This window comes from Streptomyces sp. NPDC005485 (assembly GCF_040606085.1).
Lineage (GTDB): Bacteria > Actinomycetota > Actinomycetes > Streptomycetales > Streptomycetaceae > Streptomyces.
This window is the reverse complement of record NZ_JBEXDZ010000041.1, coordinates 25685-43573: the sequence shown is the minus strand read 5'-3', so window position 1 is coordinate 43573 and position 17889 is coordinate 25685. Positions and strand designations below refer to the sequence as shown.

Genomic DNA, 17889 nt, shown 5'->3' with positions numbered 1-17889 from the left:
AACGCTGCCTCACCCGTCCAGATCCACCCGCACCGTCAGCAGCCCCGACCCCATCACCCGTACCCCCGCACTGTTGAGCCGGGGCAGCTGACGCAGGCGGGCCACGGCGTCGTCCTCGGGGAGGAGGCGGGCCGTGCCGGTGTGCCAGCGGGTGCGGATGCGGACGCGTACGCGCGGGTCGGCCTTGATGTTGCGGACGTACTGCGAGCGCTCGCCGAACTCGGAGACCAGCCAGAAGGAGTCGCCGATGCGGCGGCCGCCCACCGGGGTGCGGCGGGGGAGGCCCGAGGTGCGGCCTGTTGTCTCCAGGAGGGTCTGGGTGGGGAGGCGGCGCAGGACGGGGTTGCCGATGCGGCGCTGGAACGCGGAGACGAGCCGGTACTTGGTCTCGTTGCTGCGGGGTGACGTGGACATCGTGGCCTGGCTCCTGTCCTGGGTGAGGCGGGCTCCGTGGCCGGTGGCCGCGCACTCGCCCACTCCTGCTAGCCTCCCGGCCGACGTGATCATGTGCAACATCGGGGGATGACGATGGCCTTCAGGCGAACAGTGGTACATGTGGCCGCGCTTCTTGCGTTGGCCACGGGGTGCGGCGGTACGGGCGGCGACGAGCCCACGAGCCATCCGACCAAGGACACCAGCATCACCGCCGAGGCCGGGGAGCGGTTCACGCTCACGGTCGATGGCGAGAACTCCTCGACCCGCTCGCACTGGTACCTGGCCACGCCGAAGCCCGACAGTGCGGTGGTCCGCAGTCGCGGGCGGGAGTACAAGGCGGCCCCCGGCACCGAGAAGACGGTCGGTGCCGGCGGCAGCCTCACCTTCACCTTCGAGGCCATCGGCAAGGGCAGTACCGAGATCGTGCTGATGCACTGCACGTTCAACACCTGCAACGACAGCACCGCCTCCCCGGGCCCGCAGACGACCGCGCCCAGCACGGCAGAACCCGAGACCATCACGTACACCGTCACTGTCGGCTGAGCCGTCGGACCGGTCACTCGGGGCGCTTGAGCCGCCCCAGGAAGATCGGGTTGGTGAACGCCGCCAGCGCCCCCGGCAGCGGTCCGAGGGCTGTCTCGTGCCGTACTTCCGCGCGTACGTACGCCGCGTACTGCGCCGTCGTATGCCACTCCACCGTCGCGGAGCCGGAGACCGGGACGACCTCGCTCGTGAACAGGACGCCCTGGTCGGTGACGATGCGGACCGTGCAGCGCGGGGCGCCCGTGACGTCCAGGCGGACCGTCACCGGGGCGTCGGCGCCGACCTCCAACCGCCCGCCGATACCCGCGTGTTCGCCCTTGGGGCCCACCGCGGAGAAGGCGAGCGAGAGGGATTTGGACTCCGCGACGTAGGACCGCCCCGCGCGGATGCCCGCCTGGATCGCCTTGCGGGTCAGGTCGTCGGCGAGCACGACCGTCTGCGGGGTGCCGACCGGGTCGGGGTCGCGGTGGGCGTCGCTGTTGCCCATCGCCGGGAGCCAGTCGCGGCCCGGCCGTCCCTCGCGCACGGAGGCGACGAGCATGCCGTCCCAGTCGGCGAGCGCCACCTCGTCGTCCGGCGTGTACGGGCCGTTCCACACCTCGACCGCGTCCGCCTCGCCGAAGCCGAACTTCCAGTTGCAGCCGATGCAGGTGGCGTGCGGGTGGGCGGGGACGACGAGGCCTCCGGCGCGGCGGATCCGGCGGGCGTAGCGGCCGAAGCGGTTGTCGCGCGCCCGGTAGCGCCAGTCGACGAAGGTGCCGGGGTCGGTGCCGAGGGCCACCACGTGGCCGTTGCGCGTCGTGACCTCCTCGCCGAGCAGGATCAGCAGTTCGCCGTCGGGATGGGGGCCCGCCTGGTCCGCCCAATGGGGGTGCGAGGAATGGGTGTTGTGGTCCGAGGTGTTGATGAAGTCCAGGCCGGCTGCGCGGGCGAGGGCGGCGATCTCGGCCGGGGTGCGGCGGCCGTCCGAGTACCAGGAGTGCAGGTGGCAGTCGCCCCGGTACCAGGCGCGGCCCCGGCCCTTGGCGCGCGACGGCGGGTACACCGGCTTCGGCGCGACGCCCGGTTCGCCGTACGTCAGGGTGATCGTGATCTCGTACGGCAGTCCCTGCGGGGCCACCGTGTAGGGGCCCAGTGCGATGTGCCAGGTGCCGGGCCGGAGGGGGCCGGGAATGTAGCCCGGTGTCGCGTCGTCCGCGCGGACGAAGAACTCCGTGCGGGCCCCGCCCGACCAGCCGCGGAAGCCGGCGCCGCCGAGCTCGGTGCCGCGCTCGTCGAAGAGGCCGATGTCGAGGGCGTTTCCCGCGGTCCCGGCCGGGACGGACGGCTTCTCGTAGGTGTAGGCGACGTGCAGCTCCCGTACGCCGTGCGGAACCTCGACAGGGACGTACACGAAGTCCGGCGAGCCGATCGGCAGCGTGCCGCGGACCGTCTTCGTCTGCGGGTCCTGTCCGGCTGCCGCTGAAGCGAAGGTCACGCTTCCCAACGTAAGCGCCGCGGCGGCTCCCGTCACCAACAGCGCCCGTCTGCCCATCGCGTGGTCGTTGTCCTCACACATGCTGCTCCCAGGTGTCGTGGGGGACATGGGTGGTGCAGGGGTGGTACTCGGACCCTGGTATTCAGCCGTGAACTGCGGGGCAAGGGAAGGGGGTTGAGAGCTTTCGACTTGAAGGCGCGGGTGCTAGGAAGTGCGCATGCGGCCTCTGCGGATCGCCACGACGATCTTCCTCACCGATGAGACGATCACCCCGACCCGGCTGGCCCGGGAGCTGGAGCAGCGCGGTTTCGCCGGGCTGTACCTGCCCGAGCACACCCACATCCCCGTCGAGCGGGCGACGCCGTATCCCGTGGGTGGGGAGCTGCCACCGGAGTACGGGCGCACCCTCGACCCCTTCGTCGCGCTCGGTCAGGCGGCCGCGGTGACGCGGCGGCTGCGGCTGGGCACCGGCATCACGCTGATCGCCCAGCACGACCCGATCGTGCTGGCCAAACAGGTCGCGACGCTCGACCACCTCTCCGGCGGCCGTTTCACACTCGGCGTCGGCTTCGGCTGGAACGTGGAGGAGGCCGCCGACCACGGCGTCGACTGGCGCAGGCGGCGGGAGCTGGGCCGGGATCGGATGGCGCTGATGCGAGCGCTGTGGTCGGCCGAACCGGCGGCGTACGAGGGCGAGTTCGGGTCCGTACGGGCCAGCCATGCGCACCCCAAACCCGTACAGAAGCCGCGCGGTCCGGTGGTCGGGCCGCGCACGCTCGTCGGGGGCGCGGCGGGGCCGAAGCTGTTCGCGCACATCAGTGAGTACGCGGACGGCTGGATGCCGATCGGCGGGCGCGGCCTGGGCGAGACGCTCCCCGCGCTGCGCGCCGTCTGGGCGGAGGCGGGCCGCGATCCCGGAGCCCTCCAGGTCGTCCCGTCCGCCGTGCAGCCCACGCCGGGCAAGCTCGCGCACTACGCGGAGCTGGGCATCGAGGAGGTGGTGCTGCAGCTGCCGCCGGGCGACGAGAGGGAGGTGCTGCGGACACTGGACGCGTACGAACGGTATCTGCCCGGTGGGGACGCCGGTGCCGGTGCCGGTACGGATACGGGTGGCGGCGCCAGTGCCGCCGTGTAACGGTCCGCGACCGGGGACGAAACCGGCGGCTCCTGTCTGTGCTGATCAGCTCGATCGTATGCTCGAAGGATGACGACTTCCGCGACCTCCGGATCCGGCCCGACCGAGAACTCCATGCGTCGCGCCCTCAAACGCGCCCGTGACGGCGTCGCCCTCGACGTCACGGAGGCGGCGGTGCTGCTCCAGGCCCGCGGGGAGGCCCTGGAGGACCTGGCCGCGTCGGCTGCCCGGGTGCGTGACGCGGGCCTGGAGGCGGCGGGCCGCCCCGGCGTCATCACGTACTCGAAGAGCGTGTTCATCCCGCTCACCCGCCTGTGCCGGGACAAGTGCCACTACTGCACGTTCGTCACCGTTCCGGGCAAGCTGCGCCGGGCCGGGCACGGAATGTTCATGTCGCCGGACGAGGTCCTGGACATCGCCCGCAAGGGCGCGGCCCTCGGCTGCAAGGAAGCCCTCATCACCCTCGGCGACAAGCCCGAGGACCGGTGGCCGGAGGCGCGCGAGTGGCTTGACGCGCACGGCTACGACGACACGATCGCGTACGTACGGGCCATCTCGATCCGCATCCTGGAGGAGACGGGTCTGCTGCCCCACCTCAACCCGGGGGTCATGTCCTGGACGGACTTCCAGCGGCTGAAGCCGGTGGCGCCGAGCATGGGCATGATGCTGGAGACGACGGCGACCCGGCTGTGGAGCGAGCCCGGCGGACCGCACCACGGCTCGCCGGACAAGGAGCCGGCCGTTCGGCTGCGGGTGCTGGAGGACGCGGGCCGCTCGTCCGTCCCGTTCACCAGCGGGCTCCTCATCGGGATCGGTGAGACGTACGAGGAGCGGGCGGATTCCCTGTTCGCCCTGCGCAAGATCTCCCGTGCCTACCACGGCATCCAGGAGCTGATCATCCAGAACTTCCGCGCCAAGCCGGACACGGCGATGCGCGGCATGCCGGACGCGGAGCTGGACGAGCTGGTGGCCACGGTGGCCGTGGCGCGGCACATCATGGGCCCGGCGGCCTGCCTCCAGGCGCCGCCGAACCTGGTGGCCGGCGAGTACGGGCGGCTGATCGGCGCGGGGATCGACGACTGGGGCGGGGTGTCGCCGCTGACCATCGACCACGTCAACCCCGAGCGCCCGTGGCCGCGGATCGAGCAGCTCGCCCAGCAGTCCGCGGCCGCCGGCTTCGAGCTGCGGGAACGTCTCTGCGTCTACCCCGAGTTCGTGCAGCGCGGCGAGCCCTGGCTGGACCCGCGGCTGCTGCCGCACCTGCGGGCGCTGGCGGACCCGGAGACCGGGCTGGCCCTCCCGGACGCGGTGGTGGAGGGCCACCCGTGGCAGGAGCCGGAGGAGGCGTTCACGTCGTCCGGCCGTACGGATCTGCACGCGTCGATCGACACGGAGGGCCGCACCGGCGACCGCCGGGACGACTTCGACCTCGTCTACGGCGACTGGGACGCGCTGCGTGAGGCGGCGGCGCCCGGGATGGTGCCGGAGCGCATCGACACGGACGTGCGCGCCGCGCTCGCGACGGCCGCCGACGACCCGACGCGGCTGACCGACGCCGAGGCGCTCGCCCTGCTGCACGCGGACGGTCCGGCGCTCGACGCGCTGTGCCGCATCGCGGACGACGTCCGCAAGGCGGCGGTCGGCGACGACGTCACGTACATCGTCACGCGGAACATCAACTTCACCAACGTCTGCTACACCGGCTGCCGCTTCTGCGCCTTCGCGCAGCGCCGCACGGACGCGGACGCGTACACGCTGTCGCTGGAGCAGGTGGCCGACCGCGCCCAACAGGCCTGGGACGTGGGGGCCGTCGAGGTCTGCATGCAGGGGGGCATCCACCCGGACCTGCCCGGGACGGCGTACTTCGACATCGCGCGCGCGGTGAAGGAGCGCGTCCCCGGCATGCATGTGCACGCGTTCTCGCCCATGGAGGTGGTGAACGGCGCGACCCGCACCGGCCTGTCGATCCGCGAGTGGCTGACGGCGGCGAAGGAGGCCGGTCTCGACACCATCCCCGGCACGGCGGCGGAGATCCTCGACGACGAGGTGCGGTGGGTCCTGACGAAGGGCAAGCTGCCCACGGCGACCTGGATCGAGGTCGTCACGACGGCGCACGAGCTGGGCATCCGGTCCAGCAGCACCATGATGTACGGGCATGTCGACCAGCCCCGGCACTGGCTCGGCCACTTCCGCACGCTCTCCCGTATCCAGCAGCAGACGGGCGGCTTCACGGAGTTCGTCACCCTGCCCTTCATCCACACCAACGCCCCCGTCTATCTGGCCGGCATCTCCCGCCCGGGCCCGACGACCCGCGACAACCGCGCGGTGATGGCGATGGCCCGCCTCCTGCTGCACCCGCACATCCCCAACATCCAGACCAGTTGGGTGAAACTGGGCACGGAGGGTGCGGCGGAGATGCTCCGCTCGGGTGCGAACGACCTCGGCGGCACGCTGATGGAGGAGACGATCTCGCGGATGGCGGGCTCGTCGTACGGCTCGTACAAGTCCGTGAAGGAGCTGACAGCGGTGGCGGAGGCGGCGGGCCGCCCGGCGAAGCCGCGGACGACGCTGTACGGGGAGGTGTCGCAGGAGCGGCAGCGGGCGGCGGAGGCCTCGGACGGCCATCTGCCGGAACTGCTCCCGGTGTTGGACTGAGGTCGGACCGACAGCCGATCGAAGTTGATCGAGCGCGAGGGGAGAGAGGCCGGTGCCTGAACGACGACTGATTCCCCCGTGGACGTGGGTCACGGTGCTCACCGCGGCGGCGGTCGCGGTGGTCGCCGTCCTGGCCGTCCAGGCGAACCGGGGCCCCCACCCGGCCGCCGCGGACCGGGTGAAGGCGTCCCCGTCGGCGAGTGGGCACGCGTCCCCCGCGCCCGAGTCGACCGCCGTGCCGGGCGGTTCGGGCAGCGGCCGGCGCATCGTGTACTCGCTCAGCGGGCACCGGGTGTGGCTGATCGACGTGAGCGACCAGCCGCGCCGTACGTTCAAGGTCTGGCCCGGCACGGTGAGCCCGGGGCCGGGCGCGTACACGGTCGAGTCCCGCAAGGACGCGACGACCGGCTACGACGGCGTGAACATTGAGCACATCGTGTACTTCGCCGCCGACGCCGGAGTCTCCATCGCCTTCTCCAACGCCGTGAACGGCGCCTCACCCCCACCCCCGTCGGCGGCCCGCACGGGCGGCATCCGGATGCACAAGGCCGACGGGGCCGCGCTGTGGACGTTCGGGACGGTGGGGACGCCGGTTCGGGTGATCAAGTAGTCGACTGGCGGCCGGAGTTGTCCGACTTCCCGAACGGCAGGTGTACGACGAGCAGCGCGAACCCGCTCAGTACGAGCACCCGGGTTGCCGCGTCCAGGCCGTTCCAGGTCTTCGACTGCCACATGGAGAACCACTCCCCGCCGATGGCGATGAACCCGGCGCCGAAGAGCAGCATGAGCATGAGCAGGCCGTAGGTGGACAGTTGGCGGGCGCGGGCGTAGCTGTGGCGCGCCCAGAACCACGTACCCGCGATGAGGACAAGGGCGGCGACGGTCTCCCAGGCGATGATCGCGATGTAGGCGGCGTCCTGAAGTCCCGTGTTCGTGATGGCTCTCCACATCAGGTCGTCGTCCTTGAACGTGGTGTCCATGGCCAGGACGTGGCGGACGAACTGCTGGTTGGTGCCGAAGTCGGTGATGTTGCCGAAGGCGACGAGGGCGATGTAGAGGGCGACGGTGGCGGTGAGGAGAGTGGCGGCGAGGGGGAGGGCGCGTGAGGCGTCAGAGGTTTTTGGGACGGAAGGGGTTTTAGAAGCCATGGGGGGTTCCTTCCCTGCGCCGCCCCGTGCGAGGTAGGCGGATTCGGCCAGAATGGCGGCGCGTGAGGCTTGAAACGGGCGGATGATCGTGATCGGGGGCGCTGTCATGAGTAGCAGAACTCATGACCTGGGTCCGCGGTACGGGGGAGGATCCTGCCATGACGATGATCAGGACGGCCCGGGTGCGGGCCGGGATGGTGCTCCCGGTGGCGGCGCTGGCCGTTTTCGCGGTGGGTTGCGGCACGGAGCAGTCGGCCGCCGATGCGTACCGGAGTTCGCATCCGACGCCGACCGGGGTGTCGAAGGAACCCGTCCCGTCGGACACGCCCTGCCCCGGTGAGACGGCCCCGCCGACCCCAGCGCCCAGCGCGTCCCTCCCGACGCCGACGCGCTCACCCGGCGCGAGCGGCCCGGCCGTTCCGATCCCCGACCACTACGCCGAGAACCACGGTTTCATGGTCCCCTTCCCGCTGCACGGACAGGCCCGCTGTAACGGGCTCAAGGCAGCCGAGCGCATCAAGGCCGCACTCGAACCCCTCCGTGCGCGCGGTGACTTCACGGCGCAACACACCAGGCGTGCGCTCACCGGTCTCGGCTACGGTGCAGGTCAGGTGGAGGTGATTGAGTCCGGCGGCGTCGCGGTGAGCTTCCTCGTCGACGCGTCCACGAAGACCTCCACGCTGTGCCTGGAGGGGAACATGAACCGGGCGGTCGCCGAGACGGACGCCTTCGGCGGCTATCCCGACCACACCGGCTGCGACCAGCCGAGCGGCGGCCACTGACACCTCTGCCAGACTTTCGGACGGACCGATCTACGGGGTGAGGCGGATGAGGCCGACGCGGCCGTCGATGCAGGAGCTGATCCGGCAGCGCAGGCGGGCCGGCTTCGTGGGCCGTGGCACCGAACGAGCCGCGTTCCGGACGAACTTCGATGTTCCGCCGCAGGACGAGCGGCACCGTTTCCTCTTCCATGTGCACGGGAACGCGGGGGTCGGCAAGACGTTCCTGGTGCGGGAGTTGGAGCAAGTCGCGCGCGAACGCGGGGCGTTGACGGCGTACGTCGACGACAGCGTCGGCAGTGTGCCCGAGACCATGGCGGCGCTCAGCCGGCAATTCGCCGCGCAGGGACACCGGTTCAAGGAACTCGACCGGCTGCTGGCCGCGCACCGGGAGCGCCGCCACGAGGCCGAGGCGGCGGCGATCACCACGCTGGAGCCGTCGGAGCCGGAAGGGCCGTCCGCGGGCAGCAGGGCGGCGGCGCGGGCCGGGCTGGTGGGGCTGGGCATGGTTCCGGGGGCCGCCCCGTTCGTGGGCGTTCTCGACGCCGATCGACTCGCCCAGGGAGCCGACCGGTTGCGGGCCGGGATCAGCGCCCGGTTCCGCAATCCGGAGGACGTGCAGCTGGTGCTGTCGCCGGAGCGTGTGCTGAGCCCCGTGCTGCTCGCCGAGCTCGCCGATGCCGCGGCTGTCACGCCTTGGGCGGTCCTGTTCTTCGACACGTACGAGAGGACCGGGCCGTTCCTCGACGGCTGGCTGCACGAGCTCATGACCACCGACCGGCACGGCGCGCTGCCCGCCAACGTGATCGTGGTGACGGCCGGACAGCTCCCCTTCGACACCGCCCGCTGGGGCGGCTTCGCGGACTTCGTGGCGGACATCCCGCTCGCGCCGTTCACGGAGACGGAGACGCGGGGGCTGCTCGCCGACAAGGGGGTCGTGGCCGAGCCCGTGGTGGCGGAAGTGCTCCGGCTCACGGGCGGGCTCCCGGTGCTCGTCTCCACCCTCGCCGAGACCCGGCCCGCCGACCCGGACGACGTGGGCGATCCGAGCGCGACGGCCGTGGAACGGTTCCTGAAGTGGGAGCAGGACCCCGTGCGCAGGGCCGTCGCCCTGGCGTGCGCGTTGCCCCGGCGGCTCGACGCGGATGTGTTCCGGGCGGCGGTGGAGTGCCCGCAGGACGAGGCCGAGGGGCTGTTCGCGTGGCTGCGGGGGCTGCCGTTCGTCAGCGATCGCGGGGACCGGGTGCAGTACCACGACGTCGTACGGGCGCCGATGCTGCGGTTGCAGCGGATGCGGTCGCCCCGGGGGTGGGCGGAGCGGCAGCGGCGGCTCGCGGAGGTGTTCGCGCGCTGGCGGACGGAGGCCGAGGACGGCCGGCCGGCCATCGAGTTGTGGGCGGACGAGGGATGGCGGGAGCTGCGCCTGGCGGAGACGTATCACCTGTTGTGTGCGGGAGTGCGGGGCACGTTGCCGGAGGTGCTGGCGCAGTTCGTCCTGGCGTGTGATGCCGGTGAGATAGCTGCCCGGCGGTGGGCGCGGGCGCTGGCCGACGCGGGCCAGGACGCCGACGCGCAGGACGCGGGCCGATGGGGGAGGGAACTGACTCAGGCGCTCGCCTCCGACGGCATAGCCGCCGCGCTTGAACTGGTGCTGCACCGGGCGGGGTTCAACGACGCGGCTCAGGCGTTCGCCCGGACGATGCGGGGCCGGGAGCTGCAGCGCGCCGGAGCCTACGAGGAGGCGCTGGCCGAATTCGACCGGGCCGTCGAGCTGAACGCCGAGCTGGTGGTGGCCCACATCGGCCGGGCCGTGACCCGCGCGGGCCTGGACGCTTACGAAGAGGCGATCGCTGACCTGGACCGGGCTGTCGAGCTGGACCCGGACCGTGCCCTGGCCTACTCCACGAGGGGCGAGTACCACCGCATCCAGCAGCGCTACGACAAGGCGATCAGGGATCTGGACGAGGCGATCCGGCTGGACCCCACGGACAACTTCGCGTGGGCCTCCCGGGGCGCCTCCCGCTCCGCCCGCGGAGAGTTCGACGCGGCCCTCGCGGACCTGGACCGGGCGCTGGAGCTGAAGCCGGACTACGCCTGGGCACTGGTGCGCCGCGCCCAGGTATGGCGTGGGCTAGGGGACCCCGTACGGCAGCTCGCCGACCTCGACCGGGCCATCGTTCTGCAACCCGACTGGGCCTGGAGCGCCTGCCATCGAGGAGACCTTCTCCGCATCGCGGGCCGCTACGAGGAAGCCCTGACCGACTACGACCGGGCCATCGAACTCGACGACGAGTACGCGTCGGCGTATGCGAGCCGTGGCGCCTGCCGACGCGTGCTGGGGCGCTGTTCCGAGGCACTCGCCGACCTGGACCGAGCCGTGGAACTCAACCCGGACTACGCCTGGGCGCTCAGTCAGCGGGCGCTGGTGCACTGTGAACTCACGTCCTACGAGAAGGCATTGGCCGACGTCGACCGGGCACGGGAGCTACGGCCCGACGACGCGGGGCTGCTCACGTTGCGAGGCGGAGTACTGAACGCTCTGGACCGGTTCGACGAGGCACGCGCCGACCTGGACCGCGCTCTTGGACTGGCTCCCGACCACGCGGAGGCCTACAGCCTGCGGAGCACGGTTCTGCTGCGGCTCGGGCTCGCGCCGCAGGCGCTGGCGGATCTCGACCGCCGCCTCGGACTCGTGGCGTCCGCGCCCTTGGACGAGGACGAGGCCGTCCGGCTGACCGAGCTGACCGAAGCGCTCCTGCGCGCCCCGGACACGGACCGGTTGCTCCTCGCCCCCCTCCTTGCCCGGCTCACCTCGGCACGGGATGGCACGCGGACCTCGCGGACCACGGACTGACGCTCGAACCGGCGGCCGAGGCGGAGGCTGGGCGATCGCGGCCATAAGCGACCACTCGGGACCACTCCGGCCACATCCCGCATACCGTTCCACCCCCTAAACCGACCGTTCCCGTTCGATTACAGTGCTGAGCTGTCGACGTATGGGCGGTTTCTCGGGAGGTCTCGGTGGGTGTGGCAGCCGGTGCCGTCTGGGGCCGTGGTGAGCAGCAGGACTTCCGTAGCCGGGTGCGCGGGACCTTGCTCGGGGCGGCCGTCGGGGATGCGCTCGGGGCGCCCATCGACGGGCTCGACCTGGAGGGGATCCGGGAGGAGCACGGAGTCGCGGGGCTCGTCGACCTGACCTTCGGGCACGGCCGGCGCGGCGCGGTCACGCACCGCACGCAGCTCACGCTGTTCACCCTGGACGGGCTGATACGCGCCCAGGTGCGCCGTGACACCGGCGCCTGGCATCCGCCGACCGATCTGCACCGGGCCTATCTGCGCTGGGCGGCCACCCAGCGCGACTGGGGGCCCGACGAGCGGCGAAAGGACGACGGGTGGCTCGCGCGCGAGGAGTGGCTGTACGCCCGCCGTGAGCCGGACCTGGCCTGTCTGCTCGGGTTCGGTGACGAGACCATGGGGACGCTGGACGCGCCCAAGAACCCGGGGGAGCCGGGGCCCGAGGCCGCCGCGCGGTCCGCGCCGTTCGGGCTGCTCGTCGGCTGGGAGCCGCAGCTCGTGATGCAGCTCGCCGTCGAGTGCGCCGCGCAGTCGCACGGGCACCCCGTCGCCTACCTGTCCGCGGGGGCGTACGCCGTCATCGTGCACGGGCTCGCCCGCGGCGACAGTCTCGACGCCGCCGTGCAGCGCGCGCTCTCGCTGCTGACCGCACGGCCCGGGCAGCAGCCGGTCACGGACGCCCTCCAGCACGCGCTGGGGGCCGTACGGCAGGGGATGCCGACCCCCGGGCGGGTGGAGGAGCTGGCCGGGGACGGTACGGCGGAGGGGCTCCTCGCGGTCGCCGTGTACTGCGCGCTCGTGGGGGAGGATGTACGGCACGGGCTGTGCCTCGCGGTGAACCACGGGGGGCCCTCCGGCGCGGCGGGTGCCCTCACGGGCGGGCTTCTCGGGGCGCTGCACGGCGAGACGGCCCTGCCGCCGGCCTGGCTGGCCGAGCTGGAGGGCCGTCCCACGATGCTCGTCCTGGCGGACGACTTCGCGATGGAGATGACGCAGGGGCCTGCGTTGCACGGACCCGCGGGGTCCTCGCCGGGGTGGCTGGCGCGGTACCCGCGGGGGTGATCGGTGCGGGGTGGCGCGGCGGGGTCTTCTTCGCCCCCTCCGCCCCTGCCCTGCCCGTCGTCCTGGGGGCTGCGCCCCCTTTCCCCTTGTCGCGTTGTCGCGCTTCGCGCTCGTCCTCAAACGCCGGACGGGCTGGTGGTATCCGCTCCGTCCGCCTGGACCGGTACCGTCGCCGCCGCCGAACCGTCGTCGTCCGTGTTGATCTTCTCGATGATCGCGTCCCGCTCCGGGGTGGCCTCGGGCTTGAGGAAGCCGATGAGGATGTAGAGGACCAGGGAGATGGCCATCGGCACCGAGACCTGGTACTCCAGCTTCACATCCGTGCGCTGGGAGAAGTCCAGGTTGTAGTTGACGAGGAAGAAGGCGAGGAGGCCGCAGGCCCAGCTCGTCAGCGCCGCCGTCGGGCCGGACTTACGGAACGGCCGCAGCAGGCCCAGAATGAACGGGATCGCGATCGGGCCCATCAGACCGGCGACCCACTTGATGACGACCGTGATGATGTCCTTGAACGTCGGCGAGTTGACCTGGGTGGCCACCGCCATGGAGAAGCCGAGGAAGGCGACGGTCGTCACGCGTCCGGCGATCAGACCCGCCCGGCTGTCCCACGCCCGCGCCGTCTTCGAGAGGACCGGCGCCACGTCCCGCGTGAACACCGCCGCGATCGCGTTCGCGTCGGAGGAGCACATGGCCATCGTGTGCGAGAAGAAGCCGACGACCACTAGGCCCAGCAGACCGTGCGGGAGCAGCTGGTCGGCCATCAGCCCGTACGCGTCCGACCCGTCGGGCTTCTTCGCCGTCACCAGCAACGGGGCCAGCCACATCGGGATGAAGAGGATCACCGGCCACACGAACCACAGCCCGGCGGACAGGAACGCGGACCGTGTGGCCTGCTTCGCGTTGCCCGTCGCCATGTAGCGCTGCGCCTGGTTCCACATGCCGCCGTTGTACTCGAAGAGCTTGATGAAGAGGTACGCGATGAAGAAGACCGTGAGGTACGGGCCCGCGAAGCCGTCCGCGTGACCGTGCAGCTTCGGCGAGTCCAGCGCCTTCGACAGACCGCCCTGGTCGGAGATCTTGTTCAGCGCGATGATCAGCATGGAGAGCCCGGCGAGCAACTGGATGATGAACTGCCCCAGTTCGGTCAGCGCGTCCGCCCACAGGCCGCCGATCGTGCAGTAGACCGCCGTGATGCTACCGGTGATGATGATGCCCTGGGTGAGCGTGACGCCGGTGAAGACGCTCAGCAGGGTCGCGATCGCGGCCCACTTGGCGCCCACGTCCACGATCTTCAGCAGGATGCCGGACCAGGCGAGCGCCTGCTGGGTGGGGACGTTGTAGCGGTCCTTCAGGTACTCCAGCGGGGAGGCCACATGGAGTCGGGAGCGCAGTCGGTTGAGCCTCGGCGCGAACAGCTTCGCGCCGATCGCGACGCCGATGGCGATGGGGAGCGCCCAGGTGACGTACGACGTGATGCCGTACGTGTAGGCGATACCGGCGTACCCGGTGAACATCACCGCGCTGTAGCCCGACATGTGGTGCGAGATGCCGGACAGCCACCACGGCATCTTGCCGCCCGCGGTGAAGAAGTCGCTGACGCTGTCCACACGCTTGTGGGACCAGACACCGATCGCCGTCATCACGCCGAAGTACGCGACCAGGACGGCCCAGTCGAGACCGTTCATGTGCCCCCTTCCAGGGTCCGCCTTATGAACTCCGCCCAGCAGGCTGGCACTTCGCCTGAGCGGGGTAAGGGCGAGGAAGGCCGCGAAGTGCCCGCTCATCGTGGGTGGCGTGGTGCGGGCACGACAAGCGAGCGTAAGGTCAAGAGCAGGCAAAAATGTTCGCCTTGCTGACCTTGGTTCATACACATGAACATGCGAAGTGGCGCAAAAGGGTGGGTCAGCGCATCAACTCCCCCGCGTTCACGAGCAGGGACTGTCCGGTGATCGCCCGCGCCCGGTCGGACGCCAGGAAGACCGCGGCATCCGCCACGTCCCCGTCCGTGGCCAGGTCGGGCAGCGCCATCCGCTCGGTGAGCCGCTGGAGCACGTCCGCCTCAGGTACGCCTTCGGTGTGCGCGGTGAACTGGACGTACGCCTGGACCGGCGGGCCCCACATCCAGCCCGGGAGCACGGTGTTGACGCGGATGCGGTGCGGGCCGAGCTCCCGGGCGAGCGAGTACATGGCGCTGGTCAGGGCGCCCTTCGAGGCCGCGTACGCCGCCTGCCGCACCTGCGTCGGGGCGGCCACCGACGACTGCGTGCCGACGATCACGACCGAGCCGCCCGACACCTTCAGTCCGGTCAGACAGGCGCGCGTCATGCGCAGCGTGCCGAGCAGGTTGACGTCGAGGACCGACTGCCAGGTGGCGAAGTCCGCGTCCTCCAGGCCGCCGAAGTGGCTGTCCCAGGCGGCGACATGGACGACGGCGTCGATCCGCCCGAAGCGCTCCGTGGCGAGCGCGGCCAGTGCCTCGCACTGTGCCTCGTCGGTGATGTCCGTGGCGCGGTACGCCGTGTGCGCGCCGTCCGGGTCGAGTTCGGCGGCGGCCTTGGCGAGGTTCGTCTCCGTGCGCGCCCCGAGCACCGCGTTGCCGCCGTCGCGCACGACGGCCGCCGCGACCTGATGGCCGAGCCCGGCGCCGACTCCCGACACGACGACGGTCTTGCCCGTGAGCAGTGACATCGAGGTCCTCCCCTTTTTTTGGCTCGGTTCACCTCCGGGGCGCAGAAGCCCCCCTTCGGCTCGCTCGCCGTGGCTCTGGCGCATTGTCTGACGGGGCGTCAGAGTATGGGCGCACGGCAGAGGAAGGAAGAGCGAGGAAGAGCCGGAAAGAGTAGGAAAGAGCAGGAAGGGGAGCGTCATGGGTGAAGAGACACGCAGCGAGACGTACGCGGAACTGGCCGCCCTCGGCCCGTACGGGGTCCGTCCCGGCCACGCCCTGATCACCATGGTCGAACCGCACCCGGGCCATGAGTTCGCGTACAACCGCTGGTACGAGGACGACCACTACTACGCCGGTGCGATGGCCATGCCCTGGATGTACGCCGGGCGCCGCTGGGTGGCCACCCGTGATCTCCAACTCCTGCGCTACCCGGAGAAGTCGGCGGTCGCCCAGCCCGTCACCGCCGGCTGCTACCTCTCCACGTACTGGGTCACCCAGGGCCGCTACGACGACCACATGAAGTGGACCGTCGGGATCAACAAGCGGCTCAATCGCGACGGTCGGGTCTACCAGGACCGTACGCACGTCTTCACGGCCTTCCAGGACCACGAGGCGACGGTGTACCGCGACGGGGCGGCGGGGCCCCGCGACTTCCACGCGCTCGACCACCCGTACGCGGGGCTGGTGGTCGAGGTGATCGACGCCGAATCGGCCGAGCAGCGGGCCGAGTTGCTGGAGTGGCTCAGGTCCCGCCATCTGCCGGGGCGCCTCGCCGGCTCCCCGTCCGCCCTGGTCACGGTCTTCCGCCCGACACCGCTGCCCGGCGACCGCATGACCTATGTCAAGCAGGTCGAGGGGGTCGACACGAGGCTGACCCTGCTGTGGTTCCTGGAGGCGGACCCCCGGGAGTGCTGGGAGGGCTACTTCGCGGACCTCGGCACCGCGGTGGCCGAAGGGGGTCTGGGGAAGGTCGAGTTGGTGGCGCCGTTCATTCCCACGCTGCCCGGGACGGACAAGTACGTGGATCGCCTGCGCTGAGCCCGGTTCGTCCGCGAGGGCGAACCGAGGCACAGAGAAAAGGGGAGGGCCCCCTCGGCCGGGACGGCGGGCCAGTCGAGAGGGCTCTGTCGGTTGTTCCTCGGTGGATTTTCAGTGATTCCTATGAAGTTGTGGTTGGTGGTCATGGGTCACGCGAGGTCAAAGGCTCCCCGGCCGACCTCGGCCACGAAGGTGTTCCACGAGCCGGCGGGGAACGCCAGCGTGGGACCGTGGGGGACCTTGGAGTCCCGTACCGCCATTGCCGCGAGAGCCGGGGACTTGACCTCGACGCACGCGCCGTTGCCCGCGGAGTAGGAGGACTTCGTCCACTGCTCCGTGGCACCCTGAAGAATTGCCATTTTTGCTCCGGTAGCCAGTTGTCGAGTTTCGCTGTCACCGGACCGGGGGTTCCAACCGGAACCCACAGTTCGGTTTGCGCCAACCTTGTTGCGTGGTGGCGTGATCGACGCTACTCGCCAACATCGGTGTGCGATGTGGCTATTCACTCGACTGGATGGCATATTCCAGTGGGGACTTACGCCGTGACGTGACGAAGGTGTATCGTGCGCCACTTTCGTCCCGAGGCGCTCCCGAAGGGCCTCCGATGCGTCCCGAGTGGCCCCGGAGCGGAGTCTCAGCGGGCGTACTCCTTCGCGATGTCCGTGATGAACTGGCGCGATTGATCCACATTCAGGGCCTGTGCCCTGAGGTGTTCGTACATCACGCTGTATTTCTGGACGTCGGCCGCTTTCTCCAGATAGAGATCGCTGGTGACGCCCTCGATGTAGACGACGCTGGAATCCGCCGCGTCGGGGAACTCCAGGATCGCGTACTGGCCGTTGAGGCCGGGGTGCGCCCCCACCTCGTACGGCAGGACCTGCACGGTGATGTGCGGGAGCTGGGACATCTCGGCGAGGTGCTCCAGCTGTTCGCGCATCACCAGACGGCTGCCGACCACCCGGTGCAGCGCCGCCTCGTCGAGCACGGCCCACAGGCGCAGTGGGGATTCCTCGGCGGAGACACGTTCCTGCCGGCGCAGGCGCACCTGGACGCGCTTCTCGATGTCGGCCGTCGACGTCTCGGGCAGCGCCCCCTGGATGAGCGCCTCGGCGTAGGGGCGGGTCTGGAGCAGGCCGGGGATGATCTGCGGTTCGTACGCCCGCAGGGATGCCGCGTCGGTCTCCAGACCGATGTAGACGCTGTACGGGATGTCGCCGAAGGAGTGCCACCAGCCCTGCTGGCGGGAGTCCTTGGCCATCTGCATGAGCGAGTCGACGATCCGTACGTCCTCGACCTCGTAGACCCCGCACAGGTCGCGGACGTCGCGCTGACTGATGCTGCGCCGCCCGTTCTCCAGGCGGCTGATCTTCGACTGCGAGACGAGGAGCCGTTCGGCGACCTCTTCGGCCGTCATGCCCTTGAGCTCGCGGAGCCGACGCAGCTCCTGGCCCAGCCGACGGCGCCGGACGGTGGGATTTACATTGGACGCCACGGGACGTGCACCTCCGGCTGCGTGCCTGTACTTGTGTACGTGCAACTTTGCGTATCTGCTGTTGAGCAGACTGCCACCAAGGTGCTTTCTACCGCTGGAAAACAGCGGATATGCGCTGGGCAGGCGCCCGTTCGGGATCTGGCCGGTATCCGTGCCCGCGCGGGCGAGCGGTTGCCCGCGCATACGGCTGCCCGCTGTCCGCTTGCCGGGACCCGAACATGCGGCTGCGCGGGGCAGCGGGCCGTGTCGTCGTCCGGACGTACGGCGTTGCTGCCCCGCGCGAGCCAGCGGCTCCCGAACCGGTCGTGGGGACTGCGGTGCGGCGCTGATGACGTAACTGGCGGTGCGAGCGGTGCTGGTGCTGCGGGTGCTGCGGTCGTGTCGG

General features: G+C 70.7%; 15 protein-coding genes. 8 read left to right on the top strand and 7 right to left on the bottom strand.

Features of this window, described 5'->3' with window-relative positions:
• Positions 1-9 precede the first annotated feature (9 nt).
• The gene (locus ABZS97_RS16580; RefSeq protein ID WP_356138246.1) at positions 10-414 is read right to left on the bottom strand and encodes a nitroreductase family deazaflavin-dependent oxidoreductase; all 405 of its coding nucleotides are present in this window, start codon (positions 412-414) and stop codon (positions 10-12) included.
• Between the two features lie 141 nt (positions 415-555).
• Here ABZS97_RS16580 and ABZS97_RS16575 point away from each other — a divergent pair, with 141 nt between their 5' ends.
• Positions 556-978, top strand: a complete 423-nt coding sequence (locus ABZS97_RS16575; protein ID WP_356138244.1) for a protease inhibitor I42 family protein — start codon at positions 556-558, stop codon at positions 976-978.
• A gap of 13 nt (positions 979-991) precedes the next feature.
• Here ABZS97_RS16575 and ABZS97_RS16570 read toward each other — a convergent pair whose 3' ends face one another.
• Positions 992-2536: a CehA/McbA family metallohydrolase gene (locus ABZS97_RS16570; protein ID WP_356138242.1), complete on the bottom strand. Its 1545-nt coding sequence runs from the start codon at positions 2534-2536 to the stop codon at positions 992-994.
• 145 nt (positions 2537-2681) lie between these two features.
• On the opposite strand from ABZS97_RS16570, the gene ABZS97_RS16565 reads away from it, so the two are divergent.
• The 3 genes from ABZS97_RS16565 to ABZS97_RS16555 all read left to right on the top strand — a co-directional run bounded on the left by ABZS97_RS16565 (position 2682) and on the right by ABZS97_RS16555 (position 6855).
• Entirely contained in the window at positions 2682-3590 is a 909-nt protein-coding gene (locus tag ABZS97_RS16565) for an LLM class F420-dependent oxidoreductase (RefSeq protein ID WP_356138284.1), read from the top strand.
• Between the two features lie 69 nt (positions 3591-3659).
• Positions 3660-6245, top strand: a complete 2586-nt coding sequence (locus ABZS97_RS16560; RefSeq protein WP_356138239.1) for a bifunctional FO biosynthesis protein CofGH — start codon at positions 3660-3662, stop codon at positions 6243-6245.
• A gap of 52 nt (positions 6246-6297) precedes the next feature.
• Entirely contained in the window at positions 6298-6855 is a 558-nt protein-coding gene (locus ABZS97_RS16555) for a L,D-transpeptidase (RefSeq protein WP_356138237.1), read from the top strand.
• On the opposite strand, the gene ABZS97_RS16550 is transcribed toward ABZS97_RS16555, so the two are convergent.
• Complete coding sequence (locus ABZS97_RS16550; protein WP_356138235.1) at positions 6848-7393, bottom strand: DUF2165 domain-containing protein; 546 nt, start codon at positions 7391-7393, stop codon at positions 6848-6850. The genes ABZS97_RS16555 and ABZS97_RS16550 overlap by 8 nt on opposite strands.
• Positions 7394-7551: 158 nt before the next feature.
• Here ABZS97_RS16550 and ABZS97_RS16545 point away from each other — a divergent pair, with 158 nt between their 5' ends.
• The 3 genes from ABZS97_RS16545 to ABZS97_RS16535 all read left to right on the top strand — a co-directional run bounded on the left by ABZS97_RS16545 (position 7552) and on the right by ABZS97_RS16535 (position 12309).
• Positions 7552-8175, top strand: coding sequence for a hypothetical protein (locus tag ABZS97_RS16545; RefSeq protein ID WP_356138233.1), 624 nt, complete (start codon positions 7552-7554; stop codon positions 8173-8175).
• A 46-nt stretch (positions 8176-8221) separates the two neighbouring features.
• Complete coding sequence (locus tag ABZS97_RS16540) at positions 8222-11026, top strand: tetratricopeptide repeat protein (RefSeq protein WP_356138231.1); 2805 nt, start codon at positions 8222-8224, stop codon at positions 11024-11026.
• A gap of 167 nt (positions 11027-11193) precedes the next feature.
• Positions 11194-12309, top strand: a complete 1116-nt coding sequence (locus ABZS97_RS16535) for an ADP-ribosylglycohydrolase family protein (protein WP_356138229.1) — start codon at positions 11194-11196, stop codon at positions 12307-12309.
• Positions 12310-12425: 116 nt separating this feature from the next.
• On the opposite strand, the gene ABZS97_RS16530 is transcribed toward ABZS97_RS16535, so the two are convergent.
• Positions 12426-13991: a sodium:solute symporter family protein gene (locus ABZS97_RS16530; RefSeq protein WP_356138227.1), complete on the bottom strand. Its 1566-nt coding sequence runs from the start codon at positions 13989-13991 to the stop codon at positions 12426-12428.
• 217 nt (positions 13992-14208) lie between these two features.
• Positions 14209-14994 carry an SDR family oxidoreductase gene (locus tag ABZS97_RS16525; protein WP_356138225.1) on the bottom strand — a complete coding sequence of 262 codons (786 nt, stop codon included), beginning with the start codon at positions 14992-14994 and terminating at the stop codon, positions 14209-14211.
• A gap of 178 nt (positions 14995-15172) precedes the next feature.
• Here ABZS97_RS16525 and ABZS97_RS16520 point away from each other — a divergent pair, with 178 nt between their 5' ends.
• Positions 15173-16012 (top strand): hypothetical protein, encoded by an 840-nt coding sequence (locus ABZS97_RS16520; RefSeq protein ID WP_356138223.1) that lies wholly within the window; start codon positions 15173-15175, stop codon positions 16010-16012.
• Positions 16013-16161: 149 nt separating this feature from the next.
• On the opposite strand, the gene ABZS97_RS16515 is transcribed toward ABZS97_RS16520, so the two are convergent.
• Positions 16162-16371, bottom strand: coding sequence for a DUF397 domain-containing protein (locus ABZS97_RS16515; RefSeq protein WP_356138221.1), 210 nt, complete (start codon positions 16369-16371; stop codon positions 16162-16164).
• A 275-nt stretch (positions 16372-16646) separates the two neighbouring features.
• Complete coding sequence (locus tag ABZS97_RS16510) at positions 16647-17504, bottom strand: helix-turn-helix transcriptional regulator (RefSeq protein ID WP_356138219.1); 858 nt, start codon at positions 17502-17504, stop codon at positions 16647-16649.
• Between the last annotated feature and the right edge of the window lie 385 nt (positions 17505-17889).